We start from the raw sequence: 26,013 nt of genomic DNA, 5'->3' as shown, positions 1-26,013 counted from the left end.
GGGAGAGGCTTAAAGATCCAGCATCTTGCCAGGATTCATAATCTGGTCTGGATCAAAGGTTTTCTTAATGCCTTTCATCATCTCAATTTCAACCTGACTGCGCGTGAAATGGAGGAAGTCCTTTTTGATCAGACCCACACCATGCTCTGCTGAGACGCTACCGCCAAAGTCCTGAGTGATCTGGAAGACTTTATCACTGACATGGTGGCACTTCTCGAAGAAGGCTTCTTTGCTGAGGTTGTCAGGCTTGAGGATATTCAGATGCAGGTTGCCATCGCCAATATGGCCAAACCAGACGACCTCAAAACCGGGATAGTGCTCGGCAACAAAGCCATCAACCTGAGCCAGGAATTCAGGCACCTTGGACACCACAACAGAAAGGTCATTTTTATAAGGTGTGTGATGGCTGATAGTCTCAGAAATAAATTCGCGCAGGTTCCACAGTGTTTGTGCTTGGGTTTCACTTTGGCTAATCACGCCATCTTCGACCCAGCCGGCTTCCATGCAGGATTCAAAGACCTCCATGGCGATCTCCATGATTTCTTCGGTCATGGCTTCAAACTCAACCAGCGCATAATAGGGCGTGGCTGTTTCAAAGGGGCGTTGCAGCTGGTGATGCTGGGTGACCTTGGCCAGTGCATTATCAGAGAAGAACTCGAAGGCCGTCAGATCAAGACGCTTTTGAAAAGCCTGTAGAACCTGCATCACATCGGGCATGGATGGCGCACCCAGCACCATCACGGTCAGGTTTTGCGGTGGGCGTGTTAAGCGCAGCGTGGCTTCGGTAATAATACCCAGCGTGCCTTCTGCACCGATAAACAGATGGCGTAAATCATAGCCAGTGTTGTTTTTGATCAAGCCACGGTTCAGATCAAGAATTTCGCCTGTACCAGTGACCACCTTCAGGCCGAGTACCCAATCTCTTGTCATACCGTATTTGATCACCTTGATGCCACCGGCATTGGTCGCAATGTTGCCACCTATCTGGCTTGAGCCGGCCGAGGCAAAATCGACTGGGTAGTAAAGCCCTTGCTGCTCGGCAAAGTGTTGCAGTTGTTCGGTGATCATCCCCGCTTGGACAGTGACGCTGCGATCCACTGGGTTGAAATCGACGACCTTATTCATATAGTCCATCACCAGCACCAGCTCATCATTGGCGGCCACGGCACCCGCTGAAAGACCCGTACGGCCGCCAGAAGGCACAAGAGCAATCTTGTGTTCACGCGCAAAGCGCACGATCTGCTGGACTTCTTCTGTGCTACGCGGGAAGGCAATCGCGCGTGGTCGCGGTGTATGAATCTTGGTCCAGTCACGGCCATAGATATCTAAGGCTTCATCATCAAGACGGACTTTGTCCGCACCGATAAGGGCTTCAACAGCATGTTTGATTTGCTCAGGCGTCATCATGGCAGCTCTTCAGTTCGATTCGCAGGGGTGCGAGATGAAAATGCGGTATGAAAAAAGATCAGCTTCATGCGGAATCAATTTCATCTGACTCCAGGCTGTTTCTTGTGGCCTTTATGTTACCATAAGGCTTTCTTGGCTGGCTTCCCCAGCAGCGTCATTTTCCTGTTCTTTCATTCCTTTTATACACGGAACCCTCCATGTCTAATACCAGTACCGCTCTGTCTAAAACATCTTTAGATAAAAGCAAGATCAAGATTCTGCTGCTGGAAGGTGTACACCAGACGGCAGTCGATAACTTTAAAGCCAATGGCTACACCAATATCGAATATCATCCTAAATCCCTGCCTGAGGCCGATCTGCTGAAGGCGGTAGAGGATGCCCATTTTATTGGTATTCGCTCGCGGACCCAGTTAACGGAAGAAGTCTTTGAAGCGGCGAAAAAACTGGTCGCAGTGGGCTGTTTCTGCATCGGTACCAATCAGGTTGAGCTTTATTCGGCACTGGTGCGTGGTATTCCTGTCTTTAACGCGCCTTACTCTAATACCCGTTCTGTAGCTGAACTGGTGCTGGGTGAGATGATTATGCTGATGCGTGGCATTCCGCATAAGAGTGCAGCCTGCCATGAAGGCGGCTGGATCAAATCGGCTGAAGGCAGCTACGAGCTACGTGGTAAAAAACTGGGCATCATCGGCTATGGAAATATCGGCTCTCAGCTCTCGGTTCTGGCTGAAAGCTTAGGCTTAGAAGTGCTTTATTATGATGTGGTCACCAAGCTGCCTTTAGGCAACGCTCGCCAGCTAGATACGCTGGATGAGTTGTTGGCGCAATCGGATATCGTGAGCTTGCATGTTCCTGAGTTGGATTCCACCAAGTGGATGATTGCAGCTGATGAACTGAAGAAAATGAAACCAGGTGCGCACCTGATTAATGCCTCACGCGGTAGTGTCGTGGTGATTGAGGATCTGGCAGATGTGCTTAAATCAGGCCATCTAGCGGGTGCTGCCATCGATGTGTTCCCCGTTGAGCCACGCGGTAATGATGATGAGTTTGTCAGCCCACTGCGCGGCTTGCAGAACGTGATACTGACGCCCCATATCGGCGGCTCGACTCTAGAAGCCCAGGCCAATATCGGCAAAGAAGTTTCTGAGAAGCTGGTGCGCTACAGTGACAATGGCACGACGACCTTTGCAGTGAACTTCCCTGAGGTGGCCTTACCTTCGCATCCAGGTAAACACCGCTTGCTGCATATCCATGAAAATATTCCTGGTGTGCTGTCAGAAATTAACCGTGTGCTTTCTGAAAGCAATATCAATATCTCTAGCCAGTATCTGCAAACCAATGAAAAGGTGGGCTATGTGGTGGTCGATGTCGATGTGGCTTACAGCCAGCAGGCTTTAGAAGCCTTGAAGCAGGTCAAAGGCACGATTCGTAGCCGTGTGCTCTTCTAATACGCTCGTCGCGCGTTGGTGAACCGGCGTTGAAGAGTCTGAGTTGAAGAATAAGGGGGGGTGGCGTGATCCACCTCCCTTTTTTATTGCTCTTGGGGAATAGGGCTCTTCAAGATCATGATTTGGAAGGGGTCTCGTCTTCCACCGCCACCAGACGCAACTCTTTAGGCATCGAGAAAGTCACATTTTCAGCACGGCCCGCCAACTCTTCTGGAGGCAAGGCACCCCACTCGCCCAGCTGGGCAATCACTTCCTTCACTAGCACTTCAGGTGCTGAGGCCCCCGCTGTCATCCCGATGCGTGTACAGCCATCAAACCAGTCTTTTTGCAGGTCCGCCGCACCATCAATCAAATAGGCCTTGGCCCCCATCCGCTCTGCAAGCTCACGTAAGCGATTCGAGTTGGAGCTATTGGGGCTACCAACCACCAGCACCACTTCCGCATTGGTGGCCAGGGTTTTGACGGCATCCTGCCGGTTTTGTGTGGCATAGCAGATATCATCCTTGCGCGGCCCCTGAATCGCTGGAAAATGCTGGCGCAAGGCATCAATCACCTTGGCGGTATCATCCATCGATAAGGTGGTTTGGGTAACATAGGCCAGATGTTCTGGGTTGCTGACTTGCAACTTTGCGACATCAGCCTCACTTTCAACCAGATAAATCTGGCCGCCCAGACTGGTGTCATAGCGTCCCATGGTGCCTTCGACTTCAGGGTGGCCAGCATGACCGATCAACACACATTCTTGCCCTTGACGCGCATAGCGCAGGACTTCGAGATGCACCTTCGTCACCAATGGACAGGTGGCATCAAAGACCTTGAGGCCACGCCGTGCGGCTTCCTGTTCTACGGCATGCGAAACCCCGTGTGCCGAGAAGATGACGATCGAATCATCGGGTACTTCATCCAGTTCCTGCACAAAAAGTGCGCCGCGCTCTTTCAGGCTTTCCACCACAAAGCGGTTATGCACGACTTCATGACGCACATAAACAGGAGAGCCAAACACATCCAGCGCGCGATTGACGATCTCGATAGCGCGATCGACACCGGCACAAAAACCGCGTGGATTGGCGAGTTGAATTTGCATCACCACCTCTTTTTTCAACAGGATAGCTTTTTAGCCAGGATTGGCCTGAGTCTCTGCAGGCTGCACCGTCAGAATTTTGACTTTAAAGGTCAGCGTGCGTCCTGCCAGCGGATGGTTAAAGTCGACGCGAACCTGCTGTTCATCCAGTTCAGCAATCACACCAGGGAGTTCGCCACCGGCCTTGTCGGTAAAGCCAAAAACCATGCCGACTTCGAGCTGGTCTGCATCGGCAAAGTCCTTGCGGGCCAAGAGCTGAATATTGCTGGGGTTATGTTGACCAAAGGCTTTTTCCGGTGGCACAGTAAAAGACTGCTCATCGCCTTCATTGAGACCCAGCAGCAGGCTTTCAAAACCTTCGGGGAGATTGCCATCGCCAATGATCAGCTCAGCAGGGGCCTGATCAAAATTGGAATCCACCAGCTGCCCGTCCTCAAGGCTCAAGGAAAAATGCAGCTTCACCTGGCTGGAAGGCGTAATGGTTGTATGAGTCATTCAGGCATCCTCAGTAAAATAGGTCGCAGTCAGAAGATTAACGCCCACAGAGCCACGAGGCGGGTGTGGTGCGTGCAGCTTGAGCAAAGGAGGGGTTTTTATCCCAGAAACGATCAATGGCGCGGTGCATTACCTTGCCAGTAATAGGGGATGCATCATAAACCCAGATGCGCCCATCTTTGTCTTGCTGATCAAAAACAGCATTGTGGCTGATACGCCCATCACCATTTTCATCAAAGAAGATAAAATCACCGCGTTGCAAGCCCTTCGGCAGTGTGGCTGCATGATGGACGAGCGGAAAAGAGTTCTGATGGTAGAGATCATGGGCGCTAATCTGGCGTACCAAGCGTCCATAGCGAATAAAACGCCCAAAGCCCTGTTCTCGATAAGCCCACTGAATGAGCCCTGAACAATCAAAGCCAGCGGGTGTGTCGCCATCGCGCAGGTAGGGTGCATTGATCGCGGCCATCCGCGCGACATCCAACAGCATTTGGTCGCGCTCATGTTGCGTTAAGTGCGTCAGGCAATAGCCATCGGCAGAACCCAGATCATCCCCTGTTTCTAAATCGCAGGCGGTCAGGGCCAGTCCGGCTAGCCCCAGCAGAGCAACACGATGAAATTGACGACGACTCAAGCGAGATAAGGACATAGCGCTTCTCGGATTAACCATGGCTCTCAGGATAGGGAAAGACGCTGCGCCAGATTAAGGCGATGGCGCCGAGCGTAATACCGACATCGGCAATATTGAACGCCGGAAAGTAGGTGAAGTTCCAATGAAATGCGAGGAAGTCCACCACATAACCATGCACAACTCGGTCGATGACATTGCCCAGCGCGCCACCCAGAATCAGTGATAAGCCTGCTGCACTGAGCTGGTCCTTGCTGGGTAAGCGATTCATCCACACCCAGATCACTGCGACGGCGATGGCGCCAATCGCGATAAAAAACCAGCGCTGCCAACCACCTGCGCCTGCCAGAAAGCTAAAGGCTGCGCCGGGATTATGCAGCAGGATCAAATCCAGCACGGGCAGGATAGGATTGCGCTCACCATAGACCAAAGTCTCGCTGACCCAAGCCTTGGTGATCAGATCCAGCAGCAGCAACGCCAAGGCGAACCCCAGCCAGCGACGCTGGGCATGGGGAAAACGCCAGTCTGCACGACTCAACTTAGGCATAGGCACGTTGCTCGCCTGGGCCATCGGGCAGGTTGCTGACACAGCGGCCGCAGAGTTCTGGGTGATCTGCGTGCTGGCCAACATCTGGGCGTTGGTGCCAGCAGCGCACACACTTCGCATGTGCCGCAGGGCTCACTGTTACTTGCAGATCAGCACGCTCGGTTGCACGGGCGGACTCGGCGGCGCTAAAAGGCGCCAGGCTGACTTCAGAGGTCAGCAGGACAAAGCGCAGCTCTTCGCCCAGCTGCTGGAGCTGGCTGAGCAATTCAGGTTCAGCATAGAGAGTGACCGAAGCAGCCAAGGAGCCCTTGATCAGCTTTTCATTACGCGCATCTTCGAGGCACTTGTTGACTGCATCCTTTACTTGAATCAGCTCTTCCCAGAAACGGCGATTGAACTGCGCGCTTTCAGGCAGGGTGAACAGGCCTTCGTACCAGCTCGTCAAGAACACTGAAGCAGGCCGCTCACCTGGCAGGGCTTCGTTGATCTCTTCTGCTGTAAAGCTCAGAATCGGCGCGATCCAGCGCATCAAGGCTTCAGCAATATGATACAGGGCTGTCTGGCAGGAGCGACGCGCTTTTGAGTTGGTTTGCGTGGTGTACTGGCGATCCTTGATGATATCCAGATAGAAGCCACCGAGTTCGCGTACGCAGAAGTGGAGTACCTGCTGGTAAACCTCAAGGAAGCGATATTCTTGATAGGCCTTTTGGATCGATTCCTGTAAGCGCCATGCGGCATCCACTGCCCAGCGGTCCAGCTCGAGCAGTTCTTCAGCGGGTAACAAATCGCGTGCAGGATCAAAGCCAGTCAGGTTCGAGAGCAGGAAGCGGCTGGTATTACGAATGCGGCGATAGGCATCGGCACTACGCTGGAGTATCTGCTCTGATACCGCCATTTCTGCTGAGTAGTCAGTGGAAGCCACCCACAGGCGCAGAATATCTGCCCCCAGCTTATCCGTGACCTGCTGCGGCGCGATGACATTGCCGAGCGACTTGGACATCTTGTAGCCCTTCTCGTCCACCGTAAAGCCGTGCGTCAGCACCTGCTTATAGGGTGCGCAGCCGTTGATGGCGATCGAGGTTTTGAGTGAAGACTGGAACCAGCCGCGATGTTGATCTGAGCCTTCTAAGTAGAGGTCTGCTGGGAAGTGCAGCTCTTTGCGTTGACGCAGGACGGCTTCATGAGTGACACCGGAATCAAACCAAACATCCAGCGTATCGGTGACCTTATCATACTGGTCTGCTTCGGCACCGAGCAGTTCGCTGGGCTCGAGTTCAAACCACACATCCATGCCTTCTTGTTCAATACGCTGCGCGACCTGTTCGAGCAATTCTTGCGTACGCGGGTGGAGCTCGCCGGTTTCCTTATGGGTGAAGAGAGTAATCGGCACACCCCAGGTTCTCTGACGTGAAACACACCAGTCTGGTGAGGCGTTCAGCATGGATTCCATGCGGTTCTGGCCCCAGTTGGGGAACCAGCTGACGCCCTTCACGGCTTCTTTTGCTTGGCTGAGCAGCCCTTGAGCCTCCATCGAAATAAACCACTGGGGCGTGGCACGATAGATCAGCGGTGTTTTGGTGCGCCAGCAGTGGGGGAAGCTATGACGGAAGCTCTCACGGCATACCAGCTTACCCGCTTGCTCCAGAGCGGCGCAGACAGGTTCATCGGCTTTATACACATGCACACCGGCAAACTCACCTGCGGCTGAGGTATAGGTGCCATCAGCCTGCACCAGGTTCAGTGTGCCGATGCCATACTGCTGGCCGACGACAAAGTCTTCCATACCATGATCGGGTGCGGTATGGACGGCGCCAGTACCCGCATCGGTGGTGACATGCTCACCAAGAATCACTGGGACTTGGCGATCATAGAAGGGGTGTTGGAGCTGCATCTGCTCCAGAGCCGCGCCCTTGCATTGTGCGATGACTTGGTGGCTGGCAGGTGTGCCGCCCTGCGCCCAGCGGGTGAAGACGTCTTCCACCATGGCAGCGGCCAGAATCAAACGCTCTGGGCCTTGGCCTAGATCGGTTTCGACCAGCGCATAGTCGAGATCGGCGTGCAGTGACACCGCCTGGTTAGCGGGCAGCGTCCAAGGGGTGGTGGTCCAGATCACAATCGAGGCGGGCAGAGAGGCGCTCACGCCAAAGGCTTGTGCGACGGCGGCTTGGTCCACGGCGCTAAAACGGACATCCAGTGCCGTTGAGGTTTTGTCTTGATACTCGACTTCAGCCTCGGCCAGTGCGGATTGCCCCACCACGCTCCAGTAAACAGGCTTATAGCCTTTGACCAGATGCCCGTTGTTGATGATCTTGCCCAGTGCCCGCACGATATGGGCCTCGGTATCAAAATCCATCGTTAAATAAGGGCGATCCCAGTCACCGAGCACACCCAGGCGGATAAAGTCCTGCTTTTGGCCTTCGACCTGACGGGCAGCATAGTCACGGCAGGCTTGACGAAACTCACGATAGGGTACCTTGGTGCCCGCGCGCCCGAGTTCTGTTTCTACCTTGTGCTCAATCGGCAGACCGTGGCAATCCCAGCCGGGAATATAGGGAGCATCAAACCCAGCCAGAGTTTTGGATTTGATAATAAAGTCCTTGATGATCTTGTTGACCGCGTGACCGATATGAATGCTGCCATTGGCATAGGGAGGGCCATCGTGGAGCACAAAGCGTGGGCGTCCTTGGCCGGCTTGACGCAGCTGGCCATAGAGATCCATCTCAGCCCATTTTTTGAGGCGCTCTGGCTCACGGCTGGGCAGATTGCCGCGCATTGGAAAGTCGGTTTCTGGGAGATTGAGCGATGCTTTGTATTGGTCCGTCTTTTTCTCAGTCATGGTGGCTCGTCATCAAAGTTAGTCTGTCAAAGGAGAAGTCTGCCCAAAAGTAAAGGGCGCGGTGGCCAGCAAGGGCGGCTGTTGTGGATCTGGCCAGGCAAGACCAGCAGACCAGGCAGGCTGTCTCTGCTGATGAAACTGAATCGAAGTGGCGATATCCTGCTTGATCTGCCGCTTTAATTCATCCAGGCCGTTGAACTTCATTTCATTACGCAGCTTGGCTAAAAAAGTGACCTCCAGCGGCTGCGAATAGAGATCACCATCAAAACCATGCAGATGGACTTCTAAAGCAGGCAGAATACCATCCACTGTCGGGCGCAGGCCAATATTGGCTACGCCGGGCCAGAAACGCCCATCTGCAAGGCGGGCGAGCACAGTGAACACACCATTTAAAGCAGGTTTACGTGTTCCAAGGAGCAGGTTCGCCGTGGGCACGCCAAGCGTTCGGCCGAGTTTACGCCCATGCACCACGCGACTGGTAATCCGATAGGGGCGTCCCAGTAAACGTGCGGCACCGGCCAAATTGCCGCTGGCCAGCGTGGTGCGAATGCGAGTGCTGGAGACGCGTTCATCATCCATCAAAAAGGTGTGGGTGTGCTCAACAGCAAAGCCGAGCTGCGCCCCCAGCCGCTGTAACAGATGAAAATCGCCAGCACGATCACAGCCAAAACGAAAGTCATCACCGACAACCAGATGGCGCACACCCAGACCTTGATGCAGAACCTGCTCGACAAAAGCCTGAGCCGTCAGCTGGCGTAAACTCTTGTTGAACTGCAAGCACACCACGCGTTCGATGCCGCTTGCGGCCAAGGCTTCGAGCTTTTCACGAAAACGATGCAGGCGCGCAGGGGCTTGATCACCACCAAAGAATTCGCGTGGCTGAGGCTCAAACACCATGACTGTCGCAGGCAGCTGCAAGCGTTTAGCCTGCTCTCTGACCTGCTGCAAGATAGCCTGATGCCCAAGATGGACGCCATCAAAATTGCCGATCGTCGCGACACAGCCTTGATGCTGCGAGCGTAGGTTATGGATTCCGCGAATAAGTTCCATGCTGGCCTGGTGTTTGTACTTTATCTGCGGCCAAAAACAACAAGGCACGCAGATAGAAGAAAGGTGAGAACAAAGCAAGGATTATATAGAAGACCCAGCGAGGGTAACAGGCTTGCCTTGTTGCAAAAAGCAGCTAGGCTGAATCTCAGTGATGGATGCCATACGGGTTGAGTCAGGTCACAAGCCAGAAGGAAGGCCTCCATCATCGGCAACCCTGCGGGCAGCGGGCTGATGGCGGCTTCAGGGTGATCAAGGATGGTCTGCAGTCGGAGGTTGGCAGGATGCCTACAACTCACTCCCCCACGCCTGGCGATCAGGCACAATACCGCATCACTCTCTTGTGTGGCTTTTCTCTTCTGGAATCGCTGGTCTCTTTGCTGTTGGTCAGCCTGATGGCCCTGCTGATCGCGCAGAGTCAGCAGACGTTGGCCGGTCTTGCTCAGCAGCAGCGTCTGCACCAGATTCAACAGGTCTGGCAGGCGGTGCCGCTAGAACCTGAGATCCTCGCTGCACATCTGACGGATTTAGCCGCCTGCCACTGTACTCAAGCAACGGAGAGATTGGCGTTGTGGTGCGAGCTGTGTACCCAGTTGCCACCACTCGAGCTGCATTTGCATCAGCAGCAACAGGCCTATCAGCTGGAGTTAGAGTGGCGTGCCTCCTCTCATCCACCACAAAGAATCTGGCTGAGGTTCTAGCTATGGTGGGTGATCTGAGTCGATCTTCAGCACAAGGCTGGAGTCTGATGGAGCTACTGGTCTCGGGCCTGCTCGCGAGCCTGCTGCTGTTGGCTGCGGCGCAGTTATTGAGTGCGTTGCTGCAAAGTCATGCACGGCAAACGGCTTGGCTGGATCTAGAACGGCGTGCGCACTTGCTCATCCAGGCTGTCGAAGAGGATTGGTCGCGTCAGGCTCACCTCGTGGAGGTCGGCGCGGCCAGAGCGGCCTATCCACGGCAGCAGCAGCGCGCTGAATCTATCCAATCTTCACCTGCCTTGTCTTTTATGCAGCAGCAGGATTCAGACTGGCTCTTATGGCGTGATGCCCAGCAGCAGCTCAGTCTGTGGCATCTGGATCATAAAAGTTATGGTGCTGGGCTGGCGCATAATCGCACCAATGCCACCGGACAGTGGATAGGTTCACAAACGCTGATTCCCGATGTTGAACTATGGCGTGTGCGCCTCTGGAGTGAGGCGGCAGGTTGGCAGCGCCCAGATCAGCTGACAGAGCAAGATCAGATCCTGGCTGTGCACTATGCTTTTGTGCTGGTCAGTGCGCAGCCCTTGCCTGGAGTGCAGAGTGCAAGCTGGTCGCTCTGGGGGGAAACCTGGCATGCTCCGCAAGATGGGCGCTTACGTCAGCTTTATCAGGGAGTCTACTCTCATGCTTGGGCGAGATAGGAGGACCTTGGCATCCTTGCTCGGCTATGTGCTGTTGCCCATTCTGCTGTTTTTTACGCTGATGGTATGGATCCTTTTGGCCAGTGCCCAGCAGTGGGGGCATTATCTGGCTGTTCAGCACCAACAGCAGCAGCAAGCAGAAAGGCGGCATGAGGCACGCCTGTTATTGCAAGCGATAACGGAGGATTTAGCGGCCGAACAAGCCGATTATCTGGATGCTCTGCTGATGACTGATGCGGCCTGTGCGGTGCGTCTGCAGCAGATCAGCCGTTTTACTGCAATACAACGAGAGGGCTGCTTGGGCTGGCAAGAGGTCGAGGCGCAGATTTATCAACTGCACCTGCATCTTGATGGCAGCTTTGTGGCATGGCAGGCCAGATGGCGCAAAACACCTCTGCAGGGTTGGCAGCGTCTTGAGGTCCGTTCTTGCGCGGCGAATGCACAAGGAGCGTGTCTATGAGCCGAGGCGTCTTATGGTCTGGTTGTCGGTCGCAGATGCAAGGCATCAATCTGCTTGAGATCTTGCTGGTGCTGGCTGTGATGGCTGTGCTACTTGGCTGGGCCATGCCGCAGATCAGTGCACTCAGAGAACGCCAGTTGCAAAAGTTGGAGCTTGATCGTTTGCAGCTGGTGTTGCAAGGCGTGCGGCAACAGGCAGGATTGCGGCAGCAGAGCTTGCGGATCTGTGCCAGTGATGATGGACTGCACTGCACCTCGCTGGCCGTCTCTGGTGGCTTACTGGTGCTCGATGCACAAGACCAGCCGTTTTCTTTTATTGATGGGATGGGCGTGCCACTGGCTGTGTCATCCCCGCTGTTAGTGCGTCCTTTACCGCAACGGGGTGTGGGTGGCAGCCTCTTGCCCTGCACTGGCTTTCGCTACCAAGCGCCTCAAGGATTGACCCTGTCGGTGGTGGGCCGCATTCGGCGTGAACCCGCACCGGCAGCTTCATTGATCGCGCTGTGCCCTGCGACTTGAGCGAGTGTTCTTCTAGGCTGGACGCAGATGGCGTGGACGGATGCCCAGCAGCAGCAGCGTGATGGCATAGCTCAGTCCACCTAGCGGAATCAACCAAGCCAGTCGACCCAAACGCTCCCAGAGACTCCATTCTAGCCAGACTGAGGTTGCTGGTGTTGCGAAATAGAGCACCAAAGCCAGCACGCCCAGCGCAGCACCGAGCTGCAGCGCATAGCGCCCCCAGCCGCGTGACCATCGCAGTACGCCCTCTTTGCGTAGTCCAGCCGCGAGCCAGCCCGCATTCAAAAAGGCCGAAGCCGCTGTCGCGAGCGCAAGGCCTACATGGGCCAAGGGGTAGATCAGGATCAGGTTGAACAGCATATTGGCGATCATCGCCTTAATGCCAATCCGTACCGGCGTACGGGTGTTTTGGCGCGCAAAATAGCCAGGTGCCAGAACCTTGATCAGCATAAAGGCCAGCAGGCCCAGCGCATAAGCCTGTAAAGCGCGAGCGGATTGCGCCGTGTCTTCAGCTGTCATCGCACCATATTGAAACAGGCTGATCAGCAAAGGCTCGGCCAGATAAACCAACGCCAGCGCAGCGGGAAGGCCGATCAGCAGCACCATGCGCACGGCCCAATCGAGTAAGCGACTAAACTGCTCCCGATCGGCACTGGCATGCTGGCGCGATAGGCTTGGCAGAATCACTGTCGCAATGGCGATGCCAAAAACGCCCAACGGCAGCTCCACCAGACGATCAGCATAGTAGAGCCAGCCTACGCTGCCATCGGTCAAAAAAGAGGCCAAGAGGGTATCGAGCAGCAGATTAATCTGACTGACCGAGACACCAAAGAGCGCGGGTGCCATCAGGCGCAGGATGCGCTGTACGCCTTCATGACGCCATTGGGGGCGCGGCCAAGGCAATAATCCCAGCTGCGCCAGAAAGGGCAGTTGAAAAGCCAGCTGGATCATCCCTGCGATCAGCACACCCCAGGCCAATGCCTCTGCTGCCTCGCCAACCAGTGGCGTCAAAAAAAGGGCTGAACCGATCAAGCTCAGATTGAGCAGTACGGGCGTGATCGCCGGAATCGCAAAGCGTCCCCAAGTATTGAGGATGCTCCCGGCAAAGGCGGTCAGTGAGATCAACAGTAAATAGGGAAAGGTAATCCGCAGTAGATCAACGGTGAGCGCTTGCTTGATGGGGTCTTGCGCAAAACCCGGTGCAAAGAGCCAGACCAGCAAAGGGGCTGCCAGCAGCGCCAGACTGGTGATGCCGACCAAGGCCAGCCCAAGACACCCCGCGACGGCATTGATCAAACGCTGGATTTCGGCCTTGGTTTTTTGCTGGGCATACTCGGCTAAAACTGGAATAAAGGCCTGATTAAACGCTCCTTCAGCAAAAAGGCGGCGCAAAAAGTTGGGAATTTTGAAGGCCACAAAGAAGGCATCGGCCGCACCGCCTGCACCAAGCAGGGTGGCCATGACCACGTCTCGAATTAAGCCCAAAACGCGTGAAATCATCGTCATCGCGCTGACGATCAGGCCAGAACCAAGCAGGCTGCGTTGTTTGATCGCTGGAGCCGCTGGCGATGAAGATGTGGAGTCAGGTTCAGGGGGTGTGGGCGTGCTCATGCGGACTTCCTCGTCCAAAAGAAGAAAAACCGGCCAGAAGCCGGTTTTTAACGATCAGACAATACAAAGCTTAGGCAGCTTTGAGTGCCTTAACGCGCGCATTCAGACGGCTCTTAGTGCGAGCAGCCCAGTTCTTGGTGAATACGCCTTTATCTGCAATACGGTCAATCACTTTTTGTGCAGCTTGGAAGTCTTTCATTGAAGCTTCCCAGTCGCCAGTTTTAATCGTTTTGAAGACTTTTTTAATGCTGGTACGCACCATAGAACGCATGCTGGCATTGTGCAGACGACGCTTTTCAGATTGAAGGGCGCGTTTTTTGGCTGATTTGATGTTGGCCACGATAACTCCTTGGAGTTGTACAAAGATCGTAAAAGGGGAGAATTCGTAAACTCTGACCCCGCGAGTCTCAAAACTGAAGTATTGAGGGTGGCATAATTTAGCATGCCTTTAACGCAGAAACCAGCTTTCTAGCCAAGGAAGCCAGCGCCTTCTGTACTGAGCATCAAGGAGGCGAGTGACATCCCAGCCACGCCGCTGAAACACCGCGCGCGGATGAGAGAAGGTCATAAAACCTTCGCGGCCGTGATAACACCCCATTCCTGAAGCGCCGATGCCACCAAAGGGCAGATCGGGTTGCGCAACCTGCACAAGCGTGGCATTGATCGCAAGGCTCCCTGAATGTACTTGATATTCCAGCTGGCGCTGGTGCTGCTGGTCACGGCCAAAATAGTAGAGGGTCAGTGGTCTGGGGCGCTGGCGAATTTGATCCAGCGCCTCTTCCCAGTGGGTGTAGGTCAGAATCGGCAGGAGAGGGCCAAAGATTTCCTCGGTCATCACGCGGCTGTCAGCCGCTGGGTTGACGAGCAGCGTCAGGGGGAGTTTCTGGCTGTGGCTGAAGTCTTCTTGAGCCGGATTTAGCTCAAGGATGCGCTCGGCACCGGAGGTGGCGGCCAGCTGGTTGAGGCGCTGCTGCTGGGCTGAATTGATCAGCGCGGTGTAATGTGGATTATCAAGAAGATGGGGGTAAAGGGCCGTGAAGCGCGCTTTCAAGTAGGTGAGCACTTCTTCTAGGCGCGTCTCAGGGCAGAGCAGGTAATCGGGGGCGATACAGGTTTGGCCGGCATTGAATGTTTTGCCAAAAAGCAGCGGATCGAGCGCGCGCGGCAGGGGAATATCCTGATCCAGCAGGGCCGGAGACTTGCCGCCCAGTTCAAGCGTGACCGGGACAAGCTGCTCGGCTGCGGCGCGTTGAATCTTCTTGCCGACAGCGCTAGAGCCGGTGAACATCAGATGATCAAAGGGCAGGGCGGCAAAGGCTGCGCTGATTTCAGCTTCACCTAGGGCGATGGCCACTTCATCTGCGCTGAAAGCTTCTCTTAGGCAGGTGATCAGAGCTTGGTTGGTGGCGGGTGTCCATTCTGATAGCTTCAGAAAAGCGCGATTCCCCGCCGCCAAAATCGAAATCAAGGGCGAGATCGCCAGTTGCACGGGATAGTTCCAGGGGACCATCACCCCAACTACGCCCAAGGGCTGGTAGATCACGCGTGCCGTCGCGGGTTGGTGCATCCAGTGGACCTGGCGTTTTTGGGGGCGCATCCAGCCCTTGAGACGGCGTTGCACAAAGCGGATTTCACTCAGCAGCGGGAGTAGATCGGCAAGAAGAGATTCATGGCGCGCGCGCTGTCCAAAATCCCTGTTCAAGGCGTCGATCAAGGGTTGGGCATGGCGCTTGAGGGCGCGTTCGAGACGCTGGAGTCGATCGCGGCGTGTGGCGAGATCAGGATAGGTTTGTGCCTGGTAAGCCGTGCGCAGTTGATGCAGAGATTGGGCGAGGGGAGCAGGGTCGAGCATCAGCAGGTCTCCTCATCATCGCCCAGCTAAGATTAAGTTGAGCGAAGATAGTCAAGGTATAGGGCTTCAACCTTCGCGCGTGCCCAGGGTGTCCGGCGTAGAAACTTCAGGCTGGAGGCAATCGAAGGCTGGTTTTGGAAGCAATGGATATTGATGCGAGCGGCCAGCCCTGTCCAGCCATAATGCTGCTCAAGCTGGATCAACATCTGCTCCAGCGTGATGCCGTGCAGAGGATTGTTCGGTTGGCTCATCAGATCACCACCAGGTTATCGCGGTGAATCAGCTCTGGAGCCTCAATATAGCCGAGCAGCTCTTCAATTTGCTGGCTGGATTGGCCGGCCAGCAGGCGGGCTTCTTCGGCTGAGTAGTTCACCAGACCTTTTGCTAAGGGTTGGCCTTGTTCATTGGTACAAACCACCAGTTCGCCGCGCAAAAAGCGGCCGCGTACTTCGCGCACGCCAACAGGCAGCAGGCTCTTGCCTTCTTTTTGCAAGGCGCGCACTGCACCGGCATCCAGAACCAGTGTGCCCTTTTCTTGAAGATGACCCGCCAGCCAGCGCTTACGCGCGGTGATGGGTTCTTCATCAGGCAGTAGCAGTGTGCCGAGTGGTTCATCGGCAAACAGGCGGCGCAAAGCCAGCTCAGTGCGACCGCCCAGAATCACGGTTCGCGCTCCTGAGCGGGCAGCCAAGCCTGCGGCGCGTACCTTGGTGAACATGCCGCCTCGTCCCAGCGCGCCGCCATCACCGGCGACAGCCAAAAGAGCCGGATCATGCGCTCGACCTTGTTGAATCAGTTCAGCATGTGGGTCCTTGCGTGGATCAGCACTGAACAGGCCAGGCTGGTCGGTGAGCAGGACAAGGGTGTCGGCTTCCAGTAGATTAGCGACCAGTGCGCCGAGGGTGTCGTTATCGCCAAAGCGAATTTCATCTGTGACTACGGTGTCGTTTTCATTGATGATCGGCACGACGCCCAGATCAAGCAGTGTTTGCAGTGCGCTGCGGGCATTCAGGTAGCGCTTGCGGTTTGACAGGTCATCGTGGGTGAGCAGAATCTGGGCGCTGTGGATGCCGTGCTGCTTAAAGGCGCTTTCCCAGGCTTGCACTAATCCCATCTGACCAACGGCGGCCGCCGCCTGAAGCTGGTGAATGCTCTTGGGGCGTTCAGACCAGCCAAGGCGCACCATGCCCTCAGCAACTGAGCCTGAAGTCACCAGAATCAGCTCGACACCTTGGTTTTTCAGCGCGACCAGCTGATCAACCCAGCCTTGAATGGCGAGCAGGTCTAAACCCTGCCCGTCATTGGTGAGCAGGGCGCTCCCGATTTTGATCACCACGCGGCGGCTCGCACTGAGTCGAGGACGTTCCGTCTGGAGTGAGTGAGGGATATCAGCAGCAGAGCAGGGAGCAGCCATGGTGGTCTTCCATCCAATCAGGGTTGAGCACAATTCAAGTGAGTATCAGTTATTGCACGTATTCCACTTCAACATCGTAATCATCGTCGTTGAAGTCATCATCGTCTTCATCTTCCTTGGCTTTACGCTTATGACGGCGGTTCAGCCAGGCTTCAACGCGGGCGACAGCTTCGGCTTCCATCCGCTCGCGACGGGCTTGTTCTGCTTCAGCGGCTTCTGGGTTGGCCGCTTCTGCCGCGCGCTGCTCAAGGAGCCATTGCATGATGGCTTGGCTTAAGCGTTCTGTGCCTTGGTGGCTGATGGCCGAGATTTCAAAGACAGGGCCGCTCCAGTTCAGACCTGCGCGGATCTGCTGGCAGCGTTCAGTCGCTTCATCGCCAAGCATATCGAGCTTGTTCAGCACCAGCCAGCGTGGCCGTTCAGCCAGTGTTTGGCTGTAGGCAGACAGCTCTTTTTCAATAATGCGCACTGTCTCGACAGGATCACTTTCATCAACTGGAGCGATATCGACCACATGCAGCAGCAGGCGGCAGCGCGTCAGGTGGCGCAGGAACTTAAAGCCCAGCCCTGTGCCCTCGGAGGCCCCTTCGATCAAGCCGGGGATGTCAGCCATCACAAAGTGCTGATGGGTGCCCACCTTGACCACGCCGAGGTTCGGCACCAGGGTGGTAAAGGGATAGTTAGCCACCTTGGGTTTGGCTGCGGAGACAGAGCGAATCAGTGTCGATTTACCCGCATTCGGCATACCAAGCAGGCCCACATCTGCCATCACCTTCAATTCAAGATGCAGCTGGCGCTCCTCACCGGGTGTGCCTTTGGTGGTTTGACGTGGCGCACGGTTGGTTGAGGATTTGAAGTGGATGTTGCCGAGACCGCGTTGTCCCCCTTGGGCGACGAGCAGTTGCTGGCCTACTTCGGTGATATCGCCGATGACTTCGAGGGTTTCTTCATCCACGATGGCGGTGCCAACCGGGACTTTGATAAAGAGATCTTCGCCAGCCTTGCCCGAGCACTGGCTGCCACGGCCTGCCTCACCGCTTTGCGCCTGATAGCGCTTTTGGAAGCGGAAATCGATCAGGGTATTCAGGCTGTCGTCACCGACCAGATAAACACTGCCGCCATGGCCGCCATCACCGCCATCGGGTCCGCCCTTGGGGACATACTTCTCACGGCGAAAGCTCATACAGCCATTGCCGCCCTTGCCTGCGACGACGGTAATTCTTGCTTCGTCTACAAATTGCATTTCAGACCACCTTTGGAGACGTAGCGAGGCTCGGCTCCATGTTAACTTGCTCTGTCATGCAAAAAGGCCCTACCGCATGGCAGAGCCTTTTTATTGATGGCAGAGCTTTATATTGCTGCCATAAAGCCATTCCAATCAAGATTGGAATCAGGCAGGAACCACGCTCACGAAGCGACGGTTCTTAGGGCCTTTGACTTCAAACTTGACCACGCCTTCTGCTTTAGCAAAAAGAGTGTGATCCTTGCCGATGCCAACGTTGGTACCAGCGTGGAACTTGGTGCCGCGCTGACGAACGATAATGTTACCGCCCTGAACAGCTTGACCGCCAAAGAGTTTAACGCCAAGGCGTTTGCTTTCTGAATCGCGTCCGTTACGCGTACTACCACCGGCTTTTTTATGTGCCATGATTCTCTACCTCAGAATTTGGTGAATCAAAATAAGTTAAGACTGAAACGCATCCAAGCCTGTGGATTAACCAGCAATGCCTGTGATTTTGACTTCAGTGTACCACTGACGGTGGCCTTGACGCTTCATGTGGTGCTTACGACGACGGAACTTGATGATGCGAACCTTATCACCACGGCCGTGATCAACCACTTCTGCGGTTACTTTTGCGCCAGCGACAACAGGGGCGCCAACCTTGATGTTCTCGCCGTCAGAAACCAGCAGCACTTCGTCAAACTGAATGCTTTCACCAGTGGCGACTTCGATTTTTTCCAGCTTCAGGGTTTGACCTTCTTTAACGCGATACTGCTTACCACCGCTTTTAATGACTGCGTACATTTTACTCTCCGCTTGCAGGATTTTATCTGGATAAAGGGATGCTTCTGATACCTGGTGTGAAGGGAGACTCTTTGGTAACCCTCGTGCAGGGAGCGCCAGATAAAAGGACGCGTGATTTTAGGTGATCTTGACACCGAACGCAAGTGGATTGCCCATCTCAATGGACGGTGCGGGCTAGAGATCTTGACACCCCTGCCCTGACTGCTAGGATGCCTTCGATTCTCTCTGTGACCCCCTGCCCAGGAAAGCCAAGATGCCTGCTCGTGTCTCACCTATTCATGCTGTCGTTGCGCAAGAGTTTGCCGCAGTCGATCAGTTGATTCTCGCCGAATGTCGCTCTCAGGTCCCTCTGGTTGAGAAGATTGCTCATCACATCATCGATAGTGGTGGTAAGCGGCTGCGACCCTTACTGGTGCTGTTGGCGGGGCGTGCGCTCGGCTATCGTGATCCTGAGCATCTTCTGCTGGCCGCCTTAATTGAATTTATGCACACCTCCACGCTCTTGCATGATGATGTGGTGGATGAATCCAGTTTGCGCCGTGGCAAGCCCACCGCCAATACCCAGTGGAGCAATCAATCCTGCGTTTTAGTGGGCGATTTTCTCTATTCGCGCTCCTTTGAAATGATGGTGCGCGTGGGCTCAATGCGGGTGATGGAGATCCTTTCTAAGGTGACCTGTGTGCTGGCCGAGGGTGAGGTGATGCAGCTCACCAATGTGCGCAATCCCAAAATCAGTGAAGCCCAGTATCGTGAGGTGATCTACGCCAAGACCGCGAAGCTGTTTGAAGGGGCGACGCAGGCGGCGGCCGTGGTAGCTGGCGCGACTCCCGAGCAGGAAGCGGCCTTGCGTGAATATGGCGCTCAGCTGGGTTTGGCGTTTCAGTTGATTGATGATCTGCTCGATTATGAGGGCGAGGCTGAGGTGATGGGTAAGAATGTCGGCGATGATCTGGCCGAAGGTAAGCCCACGCTGCCGCTGATCTATGCGATGCAGCAGGGAAGCGAAGAAGAAGCCCTGCTGATTCGTCAGGCGATCCGCCAAGGCGGATTGGAGCAGCTCGATGCCGTGCTGGACATCGTGCGTCGTACGGGGGCTTTGGAGTACACCCGCGAGCAGGCCGCGATCTGTTCCGCTCAGGCGCAGCAAAGCTTGTTGGCCTTGCCAGCCAGTCCTTATCGTGATGCGCTTTCAGCTTTGGCTGAGATGGCCTTGGGGCGCAAGAGTTAACCCAGCTGGCGCATCAATGCTGGGGTAGGCTGCGAATCCGTCCGAGTTCGTCCAGTGCCACCAGCACAAAATGGGCCTCAGTGACCTTATAAAGGCTATTGGGGTCTTTTTCATTGGGTGGCAGAATCCAGACCTCGACTTGAAAGCGCATCGAGCTGGTGCCGGTTTCCAATAGCTGAGTATGGATTTGCACGAGACTGCCGGTGCGGACTGGGCAGAGAAAATCCATGCCGGTCACGGCAACCGTGGCAGCGCGGCCTTTGGCAAGGCGGGCGGCGACCAGCTCAACGGCCTGCTCCATCTGCGTGATGACCCAGCTCGCGGCAATATCACCATGCAGGTTGGTGGCCTGGGGGTGGGCAACGACTTTTAATGTCAGCTGACCTTCGGGGCCGGGGTTGTCTTCCAAATCATCCAGTGCATTCATTGCTGTCAGTCTCTTATCTTTATTGGCTGCTGATTTCGCAAGTGCGATGGGGCTAGCTTAGTGTGCAGTAAAGAGAAAGCAAGTCTTTTTTCTGCTCGAAGCGGCGGGCAACTTATGTCAGTCTTGTCATCTTAATTTCATCTTTCTTATTTAAAATAAAAAGCTTTTTATGCTGGCTGCAAGGCCCTAAATCAACAAAAGAGAACCACCTTAGTGCATTCCCAACCCCCCAGCCACTTTCGACACTCGCGAGGGCCACTCAGGCGCATTGCTACCCTGTTGGGTTGGCTGCTGTTGTCTGCTGGGGTGCTTAGCGCTCAGGTCGCCTTAGCTGAGGAGCGTGCTTTAGGTGGTCATCTGCGCTTAGTGGGTTCGGCGAGTCTGGCGCAGCCGATGGTGCTCTGGGCCGAAGCCTTTCATCAGCGTTATCCAGATTTGCAGGTGCAGGTGCAGGCGGCGGGCTCGGCCACCACCCCCGCCGCCTTGATCGAAAGCACCGCGCAGCTTGGGGCCATGTCGCGTTTAATGCGCGCGGATGAAATCGATGCCTTTGTGCAGCGCCATGGTTATCCACCAACGGCATGGATGGTGGCGCAGGATGAGCTCGCGGTTTTTGTGCATCAGGATAATCCGCTGGCGTCGCTGAGTCGTTTGCAGCTGGATGCGCTTTTTTCTGCGGTCGGTCTGTGCGGTGGGCGCTCAGCCGCGCTGCGTTGGCGCGATTTGGGCGTAGAAGGGCCGTTGGCGGCGCAGCGTGTCCGTCTTTATGGCCGTAATTCGGCTTCTGGCAGTCAGAGCTTCTTTAAACAGCACGCCTTGTGTGGCGGTGATTTTCGCACGCAAGTACAAGAGCTACCCAGCTCGGCTGCCATTCTGCGCGCATTAGAACAGGATGCTAGCGGTCTGGGTTATGCCAGCGCCACACAAGTGCCTGCAGGCGTGCGCGAAGTGCCTTTAGAAACAGGGCGCTTTGTGCGCTACCTCTATTTTTATCTCCATCAGGTGCCCGGTCAGCCGCTGCCATCTCGCGAAGCGGCGTTTCTTGAATTTGTGCTTTCAGATCAGGGACAAGCTCTGCTGCTGGAGGCAGGTTATCTGCCCTTAAAAGCGCCTCAGCTGGCGCAGCTACGCGCAAGGTTGGCGACACCATGAGCCGGTTACGCCTGCATCGCGCTACCTTGACGCGTCTGGATCAAGCACTGGTGCAGCGTCGCCATCCCGCTGCGTTGCAACGTCGGTTTTGGCTGGATCGTGGCTGGCGTGCATTGGTCAGTGCGGGTGGTCTGGGTGTATTGCTGGCGATTTCAGCGATCTTCTTTTATCTGGTGTATGTGGTGGTGCCGCTGATGGGGGGTGTGCAGCTGGAGCAGCTCGCCGTGCAGCCAGTGGAAACAGCCTCGATCGCCTCTGAGCAGCCTGATGCGCCGTCAAGTGCTCAGGTTGATTTGCCCCCAGCGCAAGGCTTGGCTGGGGGGCAAAGCCAGATCGTGGCCTTGCCCGATGGGCGTCTTGAACATCGGTTGATTGCCAGTCATGGGCCGCCCCTGCGCCATTGGCAGCTGGATGCGCCGGCCGTATGGCTAGGGAGTGAGCCTCAGCGCCGCGTTTTTGCCAGTCTCGATCAGCAGGGGCAGTTGAGCCTGTTTTATAGCACGCGGGCGACGCCTTTGGCGCAGGTGGAAACAGGCTTGGATCAAGTCCGAACGGCCTATTGGTCGAATGAAGGCAGCCAGTTGGTATTGGAAAGCGCCACTCAGCGTCAGATCTGGCAGATACATAATCCCCATCCAGAGGTCAGCTGGCCTAGCCTGTGGGCACCAGTGGCTTATGAACACTACACTGAGCCGCTGCGTTTGTGGCAGGCCTCACCCAGCAGTCTGGTCAGTGAGCCCAAGTTCAGCCTTGCGCCTCTCACCTTCGGTACCTTAAAGGCCGCCTTGGCCGCCTTATTGCTGGCCTTGCCGCTGGCACTGGGAGCCGCACTCTATACCGCCTACTTCCTGCCGCGTCCTTGGCAGAGACGGGTGAAAGCTTGTTTGGAGATGATGGAGGCCGTACCGACGGTGATTCTCGGTTTGATTGCCGCACTGTTGCTGGCCCCCTGGCTGGAACAACAGCTATTTAGTCTGATGCTGCTGATGGTGATCCTGGCTTTGGTGCTGCTGCTTGGTGCAAGCCTGTTGCCACGCTGGGGTTGGCAGCAGCGCGGTGGCGGCCTGTGGATGGCCTATGCGCTGGGCTTGCTCCTCAGTAGTGGCGTGCTGACCTGGTTGCTGGCCGATGGGCTGGAGCAGCGATGGTTTGGTGGCAGTCTTGTCTATTGGCTGGAGGTTGAGCAAGACTGGGCCATTTATCAATTGAATGCACTGGTGGTGGGCATGGCCATGGGTTTTGCGCTGATTCCCAGTCTCTATGCCTTGGTCGAAGAGGCCTTGTCCGCCGTACCCAGCCGGATGACGCAAGCGGCGATGGCACTGGGGGCCACGCCTTGGCAAACCATCTGGCGTGTTTTGCTTCCCCTTGCGGCGCCCGGCATTGTGGCGGCGGTGATGCTGGCGTTGGGGCGTGCTGTTGGAGAAACGATGATTCTGTTGATGGCCTCAGGCAATACCCCGCTGATGGGGGCCAATCTACTCGAAGGCTTGCGCAGTCTGGCGGCCAATATGGCGATTGAGATCCAAGAAGCCGGTGTCCAGAGCACCCATTATCGCGTGCTCTTTTTATCCGCATTGGTACTTTTTGTACTGACGCTGGTCGCGAATACGTTGGCAGAGTGGATACGTCAGGGCTGGCGGCGACGTCAGCAACAGCTGGAGGGACACGGATAATGCTGCCTCTGCGCCTGCCCAGCTGGACCCACGGCCAGCTCTGGATTCTGCTGAATGCCGCTGCTGTTGTCAGCTGTCTGCTGCTGTTCGCGGCTTTGTTGCTGCTCTTAAGCCGTCTGGGTTTGGCCCACTTCTGGCCGCAGGACAGCGCCAGTTGGATCGAGGCCCTGCGGCTCTTTATTGAGCAGGTCTGGCTGTTTATCAGCAGCCCAATGGATCAGGGCGGGGTGTTTCCGGCCTTGTTTGGTACTGTGGTGCTGGTGTTGATGATGGCCTTGCTGGTGGCCCCGATGGGCATCCTCGCGGCTGTTTATCTGCATGAATACGCGCCCAATAATGCATTGACGCAGCTGATTCGGATAGCGGTGCGGAATCTGGCTGGCGTGCCTTCGATTGTCTATGGTGTCTTTGGTTTGGGATTTTTTATCTATGGGATGGGGGGGCAGCTGGATCGCTGGTTTTTTGCCGATCAACTGCCCACACCGACACTGGGCAGTCCAAACCTGCTCTGGGCGGCCTTGACACTGGCGCTGCTGACGCTACCCGTGGTGATAGTCGCGACAGAAGAAGGGTTGGCGCGGATTCCTCGACAAGTGCGTGAAAGTGCGCTGGCGCTGGGTAGTAATCAGATGGAAACCCTGTGGCATTTGGTCTTGCCTATGGCAAGCCCCGCCATGATGACTGGGCTGATTCTGGCGATGGCGCGCGCCGCGGGCGAGGTCGCACCTTTGATGCTGCTGGGTGTGGTCAAGCTGGCCCCTGATCTTCCGATTGATGGCGAGGCCCCCTATATCCACTTTGATCGCCAGTTTATGCATCTTGGCTATCATGTTTTTGATTTATATAGCGAAGCGCCTGCTGATCAGATCAACCTGGTGTATGCCACTGCGCTGCTGCTGGTGGGCGTGATTTTATTATTGAACCTACTGGCGCTGGGCCTGAGACGACGCCTACGCGAGAAGTATCGCCTACTTGATTCTTAAGGGAGCAAAGAGTGCTGTCTTTATTTACGCAACGCAAACGCCAGCCTGAGCCTGTCATCAAATCGCCAAGTGCCAGCTTTAATATTCGTGACTTCAGCCTCTTTTACGGCACCACACCTGCGTTGCAACAGATTAGCATGGAGATTCCGCGCCAGCAGGTGACGGCGCTGATTGGGCCATCCGGCTGCGGCAAAACCTCCTTGTTGCGCGCGCTGAATCGGATGAATGAGCTGGTTGAATCCAGTCATCATCAGGGCGAGATCGAGCTGGATGGACAGGCCATCTATAGCGCGCAGGTGGATGTGGCCGAACTTCGGCGGCGGGTTGGAATGGTGTTTCAAAAGCCTCATCCCTTTCCCAAAAGCATTTATGAAAATGTTGTTTTTGGCTTGCGTGTTCAGGGAATCCAAAAAAAGCGCTTACTGGATGAAGTGGTGGAATGGGCCTTACAGGCCGCAGCCTTATGGGATGAGGTGAAAGACAGACTGGATCGTTCAGCGCTCGAACTCTCAGGTGGACAACAACAGCGACTGGTGATTGCGCGTGCCTTGGCGGTGCGCCCGCAAGTGCTGCTGATGGATGAGCCAGCCTCCTCGCTTGATCCGCTCTCGACTTTCAAAATTGAAGAATTGATTCATCAGCTCAAGGCCGACTACACCCTGGTGATCGTGACACACAACATGCAACAGGCCGCTCGGGTTGCCGATCGGACGGCTTTTTTAGATCAGGGGTGTCTGATCGAATACGATGATACCAATCAGATTTTTACCAATCCCCGTCAACAGGAGACGGAGGATTATATTACGGGCCGTTATGGCTAGGGTGCACGCATGATCAATAAAAAAAATACAGTAATGAATGTGCATATTTCACGGCAGTTTCATCAAGAGCTTGAATTAATCCGCAGTCAGCTGCTTGAGATGGGTGGGCTGGTTGAGCAGCAGATGCAGCATGCGATGCAGGCACTCCTGCAGGCCGATAGCGGACTAGCGCAGCAGGTCAGAAAACAGGATAAGCAGGTGAATCAGCTTCAGCTGCAACTGGATGAGCTGTGTACGCAAGTGCTGGCGCGACGTCAGCCTGCGGCCTCGGATCTGCGCCTGGTGCTGGCCGTGATTCGCGCCACGGCCGATTTAGAACGCATGGGCGATGAGGCGAGCAAGATCGCGCGCTCGGCGCTCAGCTTGACAGAAGCTGCCTTGTCGATGGACGCCGCCTTGGAGGGGGATCTTGAACAGCTCGGGCAGCAGGTTCGTCAGATGCTCAACAAGGTGTTGAATGCCTTTGCGCGTTTTGATGTCGGGCGCGCGCGTGAGGTGATCGCTGCCGATGATCAGGTGGATCAGCTCTATCGTCGCCTGTGCCAGGAATGGTTAAAGCAAATGCAAGAACAGCCCACACAGCTTTCCAAAATGATGGAGATGATGTGGGTGCTGCGTTCCTTGGAGCGCTTGGGTGATCACGCCAGCAATCTGGCCGAAATGCTCATTTATCTGGTCGAAGGGCAGGATGTGCGCTATCGGCCAACGCCTGCAAGCTAGGAAGCCTCTGATTAACTACTGCGCTTGGTCATACTGCGTTGAAATTGGGTCTCAAAATGCTCATTTACTCCGTGTAAACTCCGCTTTTTCGATCAATTTCGCCTTGCCTGACCTGTGCTCGTGACGTTGATCAGAGGTTCCCTAGGGGCGCGGCTGCGTCATCAAAGTGTCATCTTGGTGAAATAGAGCTGACATCTTCACGCTGCACACTGCATCTGAATCTTAAGTCGTGAT

Annotated in this window: 27 protein-coding genes; 11 read left to right on the top strand and 16 right to left on the bottom strand. The window is 55.4% G+C overall.

Translation table 11 applies throughout. From position 1 onward, the window contains the following. Positions 1–9 precede the first annotated feature (9 nt). Complete coding sequence (locus V6U78_RS03785; RefSeq protein ID WP_405338009.1) at positions 10–1,404, bottom strand: FAD-binding oxidoreductase; 1,395 nt, start codon at positions 1,402–1,404, stop codon at positions 10–12. A 221-nt stretch (positions 1,405–1,625) separates the two neighbouring features. Here V6U78_RS03785 and serA point away from each other — a divergent pair, with 221 nt between their 5' ends. Next, positions 1,626–2,855: a phosphoglycerate dehydrogenase gene (serA, locus tag V6U78_RS03780; RefSeq protein WP_405338006.1), complete on the top strand. Its 1,230-nt coding sequence runs from the start codon at positions 1,626–1,628 to the stop codon at positions 2,853–2,855. 115 nt (positions 2,856–2,970) lie between these two features. Here the strand turns inward: serA and ispH are convergent, their stop codons facing one another. From ispH to ribF, 6 genes are read right to left on the bottom strand one after another with little or no spacing between them, the layout of a single operon-like run. Continuing rightward, on the bottom strand, positions 2,971–3,939 hold the full coding sequence (gene ispH, locus V6U78_RS03775; RefSeq protein WP_405337358.1) for a 4-hydroxy-3-methylbut-2-enyl diphosphate reductase: 969 nt from the start codon (positions 3,937–3,939) through the stop codon (positions 2,971–2,973). 30 nt (positions 3,940–3,969) lie between these two features. Continuing rightward, on the bottom strand, positions 3,970–4,431 hold the full coding sequence (gene fkpB / locus V6U78_RS03770) for an FKBP-type peptidyl-prolyl cis-trans isomerase (RefSeq protein WP_405337356.1): 462 nt from the start codon (positions 4,429–4,431) through the stop codon (positions 3,970–3,972). 37 nt (positions 4,432–4,468) lie between these two features. After that, on the bottom strand, positions 4,469–5,080 hold the full coding sequence (locus V6U78_RS03765; RefSeq protein WP_405337354.1) for an NlpC/P60 family protein: 612 nt from the start codon (positions 5,078–5,080) through the stop codon (positions 4,469–4,471). A 13-nt stretch (positions 5,081–5,093) separates the two neighbouring features. After that, on the bottom strand, positions 5,094–5,606 hold the full coding sequence (lspA, locus tag V6U78_RS03760) for a signal peptidase II (RefSeq protein WP_405337352.1): 513 nt from the start codon (positions 5,604–5,606) through the stop codon (positions 5,094–5,096). Next, entirely contained in the window at positions 5,599–8,442 is a 2,844-nt protein-coding gene (gene ileS / locus V6U78_RS03755; RefSeq protein ID WP_405337350.1) for an isoleucine--tRNA ligase, read from the bottom strand. Before ileS ends, lspA begins: the two co-directional genes overlap by 8 nt. A gap of 18 nt (positions 8,443–8,460) precedes the next feature. Continuing rightward, the gene (ribF, locus tag V6U78_RS03750) at positions 8,461–9,492 is read right to left on the bottom strand and encodes a bifunctional riboflavin kinase/FAD synthetase (RefSeq protein ID WP_405337348.1); all 1,032 of its coding nucleotides are present in this window, start codon (positions 9,490–9,492) and stop codon (positions 8,461–8,463) included. A 281-nt stretch (positions 9,493–9,773) separates the two neighbouring features. On the opposite strand from ribF, the gene V6U78_RS03745 reads away from it, so the two are divergent. Genes V6U78_RS03745 through V6U78_RS03730 form a run of 4 tightly spaced genes read left to right on the top strand, consistent with a single transcriptional unit; the run spans position 9,774 to position 11,869 of the window. Continuing rightward, positions 9,774–10,190, top strand: a complete 417-nt coding sequence (locus V6U78_RS03745; protein WP_405337347.1) for a hypothetical protein — start codon at positions 9,774–9,776, stop codon at positions 10,188–10,190. Positions 10,191–10,192: 2 nt separating this feature from the next. Continuing rightward, positions 10,193–10,891 (top strand): hypothetical protein, encoded by a 699-nt coding sequence (locus V6U78_RS03740; RefSeq protein ID WP_405337345.1) that lies wholly within the window; start codon positions 10,193–10,195, stop codon positions 10,889–10,891. A gap of 7 nt (positions 10,892–10,898) precedes the next feature. After that, positions 10,899–11,351: a hypothetical protein gene (locus V6U78_RS03735; protein ID WP_405337343.1), complete on the top strand. Its 453-nt coding sequence runs from the start codon at positions 10,899–10,901 to the stop codon at positions 11,349–11,351. After that, positions 11,348–11,869, top strand: a complete 522-nt coding sequence (locus V6U78_RS03730; RefSeq protein ID WP_405337341.1) for a pilus assembly FimT family protein — start codon at positions 11,348–11,350, stop codon at positions 11,867–11,869. Before V6U78_RS03735 ends, V6U78_RS03730 begins: the two co-directional genes overlap by 4 nt. Positions 11,870–11,881: 12 nt before the next feature. On the opposite strand, the gene murJ is transcribed toward V6U78_RS03730, so the two are convergent. The 8 genes from murJ to rplU all read right to left on the bottom strand — a co-directional run bounded on the left by murJ (position 11,882) and on the right by rplU (position 18,772). Continuing rightward, the gene (murJ, locus tag V6U78_RS03725; protein ID WP_405337339.1) at positions 11,882–13,480 is read right to left on the bottom strand and encodes a murein biosynthesis integral membrane protein MurJ; all 1,599 of its coding nucleotides are present in this window, start codon (positions 13,478–13,480) and stop codon (positions 11,882–11,884) included. Positions 13,481–13,550: 70 nt separating this feature from the next. After that, positions 13,551–13,820 carry a 30S ribosomal protein S20 gene (gene rpsT, locus V6U78_RS03720; RefSeq protein WP_405337337.1) on the bottom strand — a complete coding sequence of 90 codons (270 nt, stop codon included), beginning with the start codon at positions 13,818–13,820 and terminating at the stop codon, positions 13,551–13,553. Positions 13,821–13,928: 108 nt separating this feature from the next. Continuing rightward, a complete protein-coding gene (locus tag V6U78_RS03715) occupies positions 13,929–15,332 on the bottom strand; it encodes a coniferyl aldehyde dehydrogenase (protein ID WP_405337335.1) in 1,404 nt (467 codons plus the stop codon). A gap of 32 nt (positions 15,333–15,364) precedes the next feature. Further along, complete coding sequence (locus V6U78_RS03710; protein ID WP_405337333.1) at positions 15,365–15,583, bottom strand: VF530 family protein; 219 nt, start codon at positions 15,581–15,583, stop codon at positions 15,365–15,367. After that, the gene (proB, locus tag V6U78_RS03705) at positions 15,583–16,746 is read right to left on the bottom strand and encodes a glutamate 5-kinase (RefSeq protein ID WP_405337331.1); all 1,164 of its coding nucleotides are present in this window, start codon (positions 16,744–16,746) and stop codon (positions 15,583–15,585) included. The genes V6U78_RS03710 and proB overlap by 1 nt, the downstream gene beginning before the upstream one ends. Positions 16,747–16,795: 49 nt before the next feature. Then, positions 16,796–17,989, bottom strand: coding sequence for an Obg family GTPase CgtA (cgtA, locus tag V6U78_RS03700; protein ID WP_405337329.1), 1,194 nt, complete (start codon positions 17,987–17,989; stop codon positions 16,796–16,798). A gap of 147 nt (positions 17,990–18,136) precedes the next feature. After that, positions 18,137–18,394, bottom strand: coding sequence for a 50S ribosomal protein L27 (gene rpmA, locus V6U78_RS03695; protein ID WP_405337327.1), 258 nt, complete (start codon positions 18,392–18,394; stop codon positions 18,137–18,139). A gap of 66 nt (positions 18,395–18,460) precedes the next feature. After that, positions 18,461–18,772 (bottom strand): 50S ribosomal protein L21, encoded by a 312-nt coding sequence (rplU, locus tag V6U78_RS03690; protein WP_405337325.1) that lies wholly within the window; start codon positions 18,770–18,772, stop codon positions 18,461–18,463. A gap of 253 nt (positions 18,773–19,025) precedes the next feature. Here rplU and V6U78_RS03685 point away from each other — a divergent pair, with 253 nt between their 5' ends. Continuing rightward, entirely contained in the window at positions 19,026–20,000 is a 975-nt protein-coding gene (locus V6U78_RS03685; protein WP_405337323.1) for a polyprenyl synthetase family protein, read from the top strand. Positions 20,001–20,013: 13 nt separating this feature from the next. Here the strand turns inward: V6U78_RS03685 and V6U78_RS03680 are convergent, their stop codons facing one another. Next, positions 20,014–20,427 carry an acyl-CoA thioesterase gene (locus tag V6U78_RS03680; RefSeq protein WP_405337321.1) on the bottom strand — a complete coding sequence of 138 codons (414 nt, stop codon included), beginning with the start codon at positions 20,425–20,427 and terminating at the stop codon, positions 20,014–20,016. 213 nt (positions 20,428–20,640) lie between these two features. Here V6U78_RS03680 and V6U78_RS03675 point away from each other — a divergent pair, with 213 nt between their 5' ends. From V6U78_RS03675 to phoU, 5 genes are read left to right on the top strand one after another with little or no spacing between them, the layout of a single operon-like run. Next, the gene (locus V6U78_RS03675; protein WP_405337319.1) at positions 20,641–21,579 is read left to right on the top strand and encodes a substrate-binding domain-containing protein; all 939 of its coding nucleotides are present in this window, start codon (positions 20,641–20,643) and stop codon (positions 21,577–21,579) included. Beyond that, positions 21,576–23,255 (top strand): ABC transporter permease subunit, encoded by a 1,680-nt coding sequence (locus V6U78_RS03670; RefSeq protein WP_405337317.1) that lies wholly within the window; start codon positions 21,576–21,578, stop codon positions 23,253–23,255. Before V6U78_RS03675 ends, V6U78_RS03670 begins: the two co-directional genes overlap by 4 nt. Then, positions 23,255–24,238, top strand: a complete 984-nt coding sequence (gene pstA / locus V6U78_RS03665) for a phosphate ABC transporter permease PstA (RefSeq protein WP_405337315.1) — start codon at positions 23,255–23,257, stop codon at positions 24,236–24,238. Before V6U78_RS03670 ends, pstA begins: the two co-directional genes overlap by 1 nt. Positions 24,239–24,294: 56 nt before the next feature. Beyond that, a complete protein-coding gene (gene pstB, locus V6U78_RS03660; RefSeq protein WP_452312085.1) occupies positions 24,295–25,059 on the top strand; it encodes a phosphate ABC transporter ATP-binding protein PstB in 765 nt (254 codons plus the stop codon). A 9-nt stretch (positions 25,060–25,068) separates the two neighbouring features. Next, positions 25,069–25,779, top strand: a complete 711-nt coding sequence (phoU, locus tag V6U78_RS03655) for a phosphate signaling complex protein PhoU (protein ID WP_405337311.1) — start codon at positions 25,069–25,071, stop codon at positions 25,777–25,779. Positions 25,780–26,013 lie beyond the last annotated feature (234 nt).

This window comes from Marinospirillum alkalitolerans, from assembly GCF_045055655.1.
GTDB classification, from domain to species: domain Bacteria; phylum Pseudomonadota; class Gammaproteobacteria; order Pseudomonadales; family Halomonadaceae; genus Marinospirillum; species Marinospirillum alkalitolerans.
This window is presented reverse-complemented; position numbering and strand designations above follow the sequence as displayed.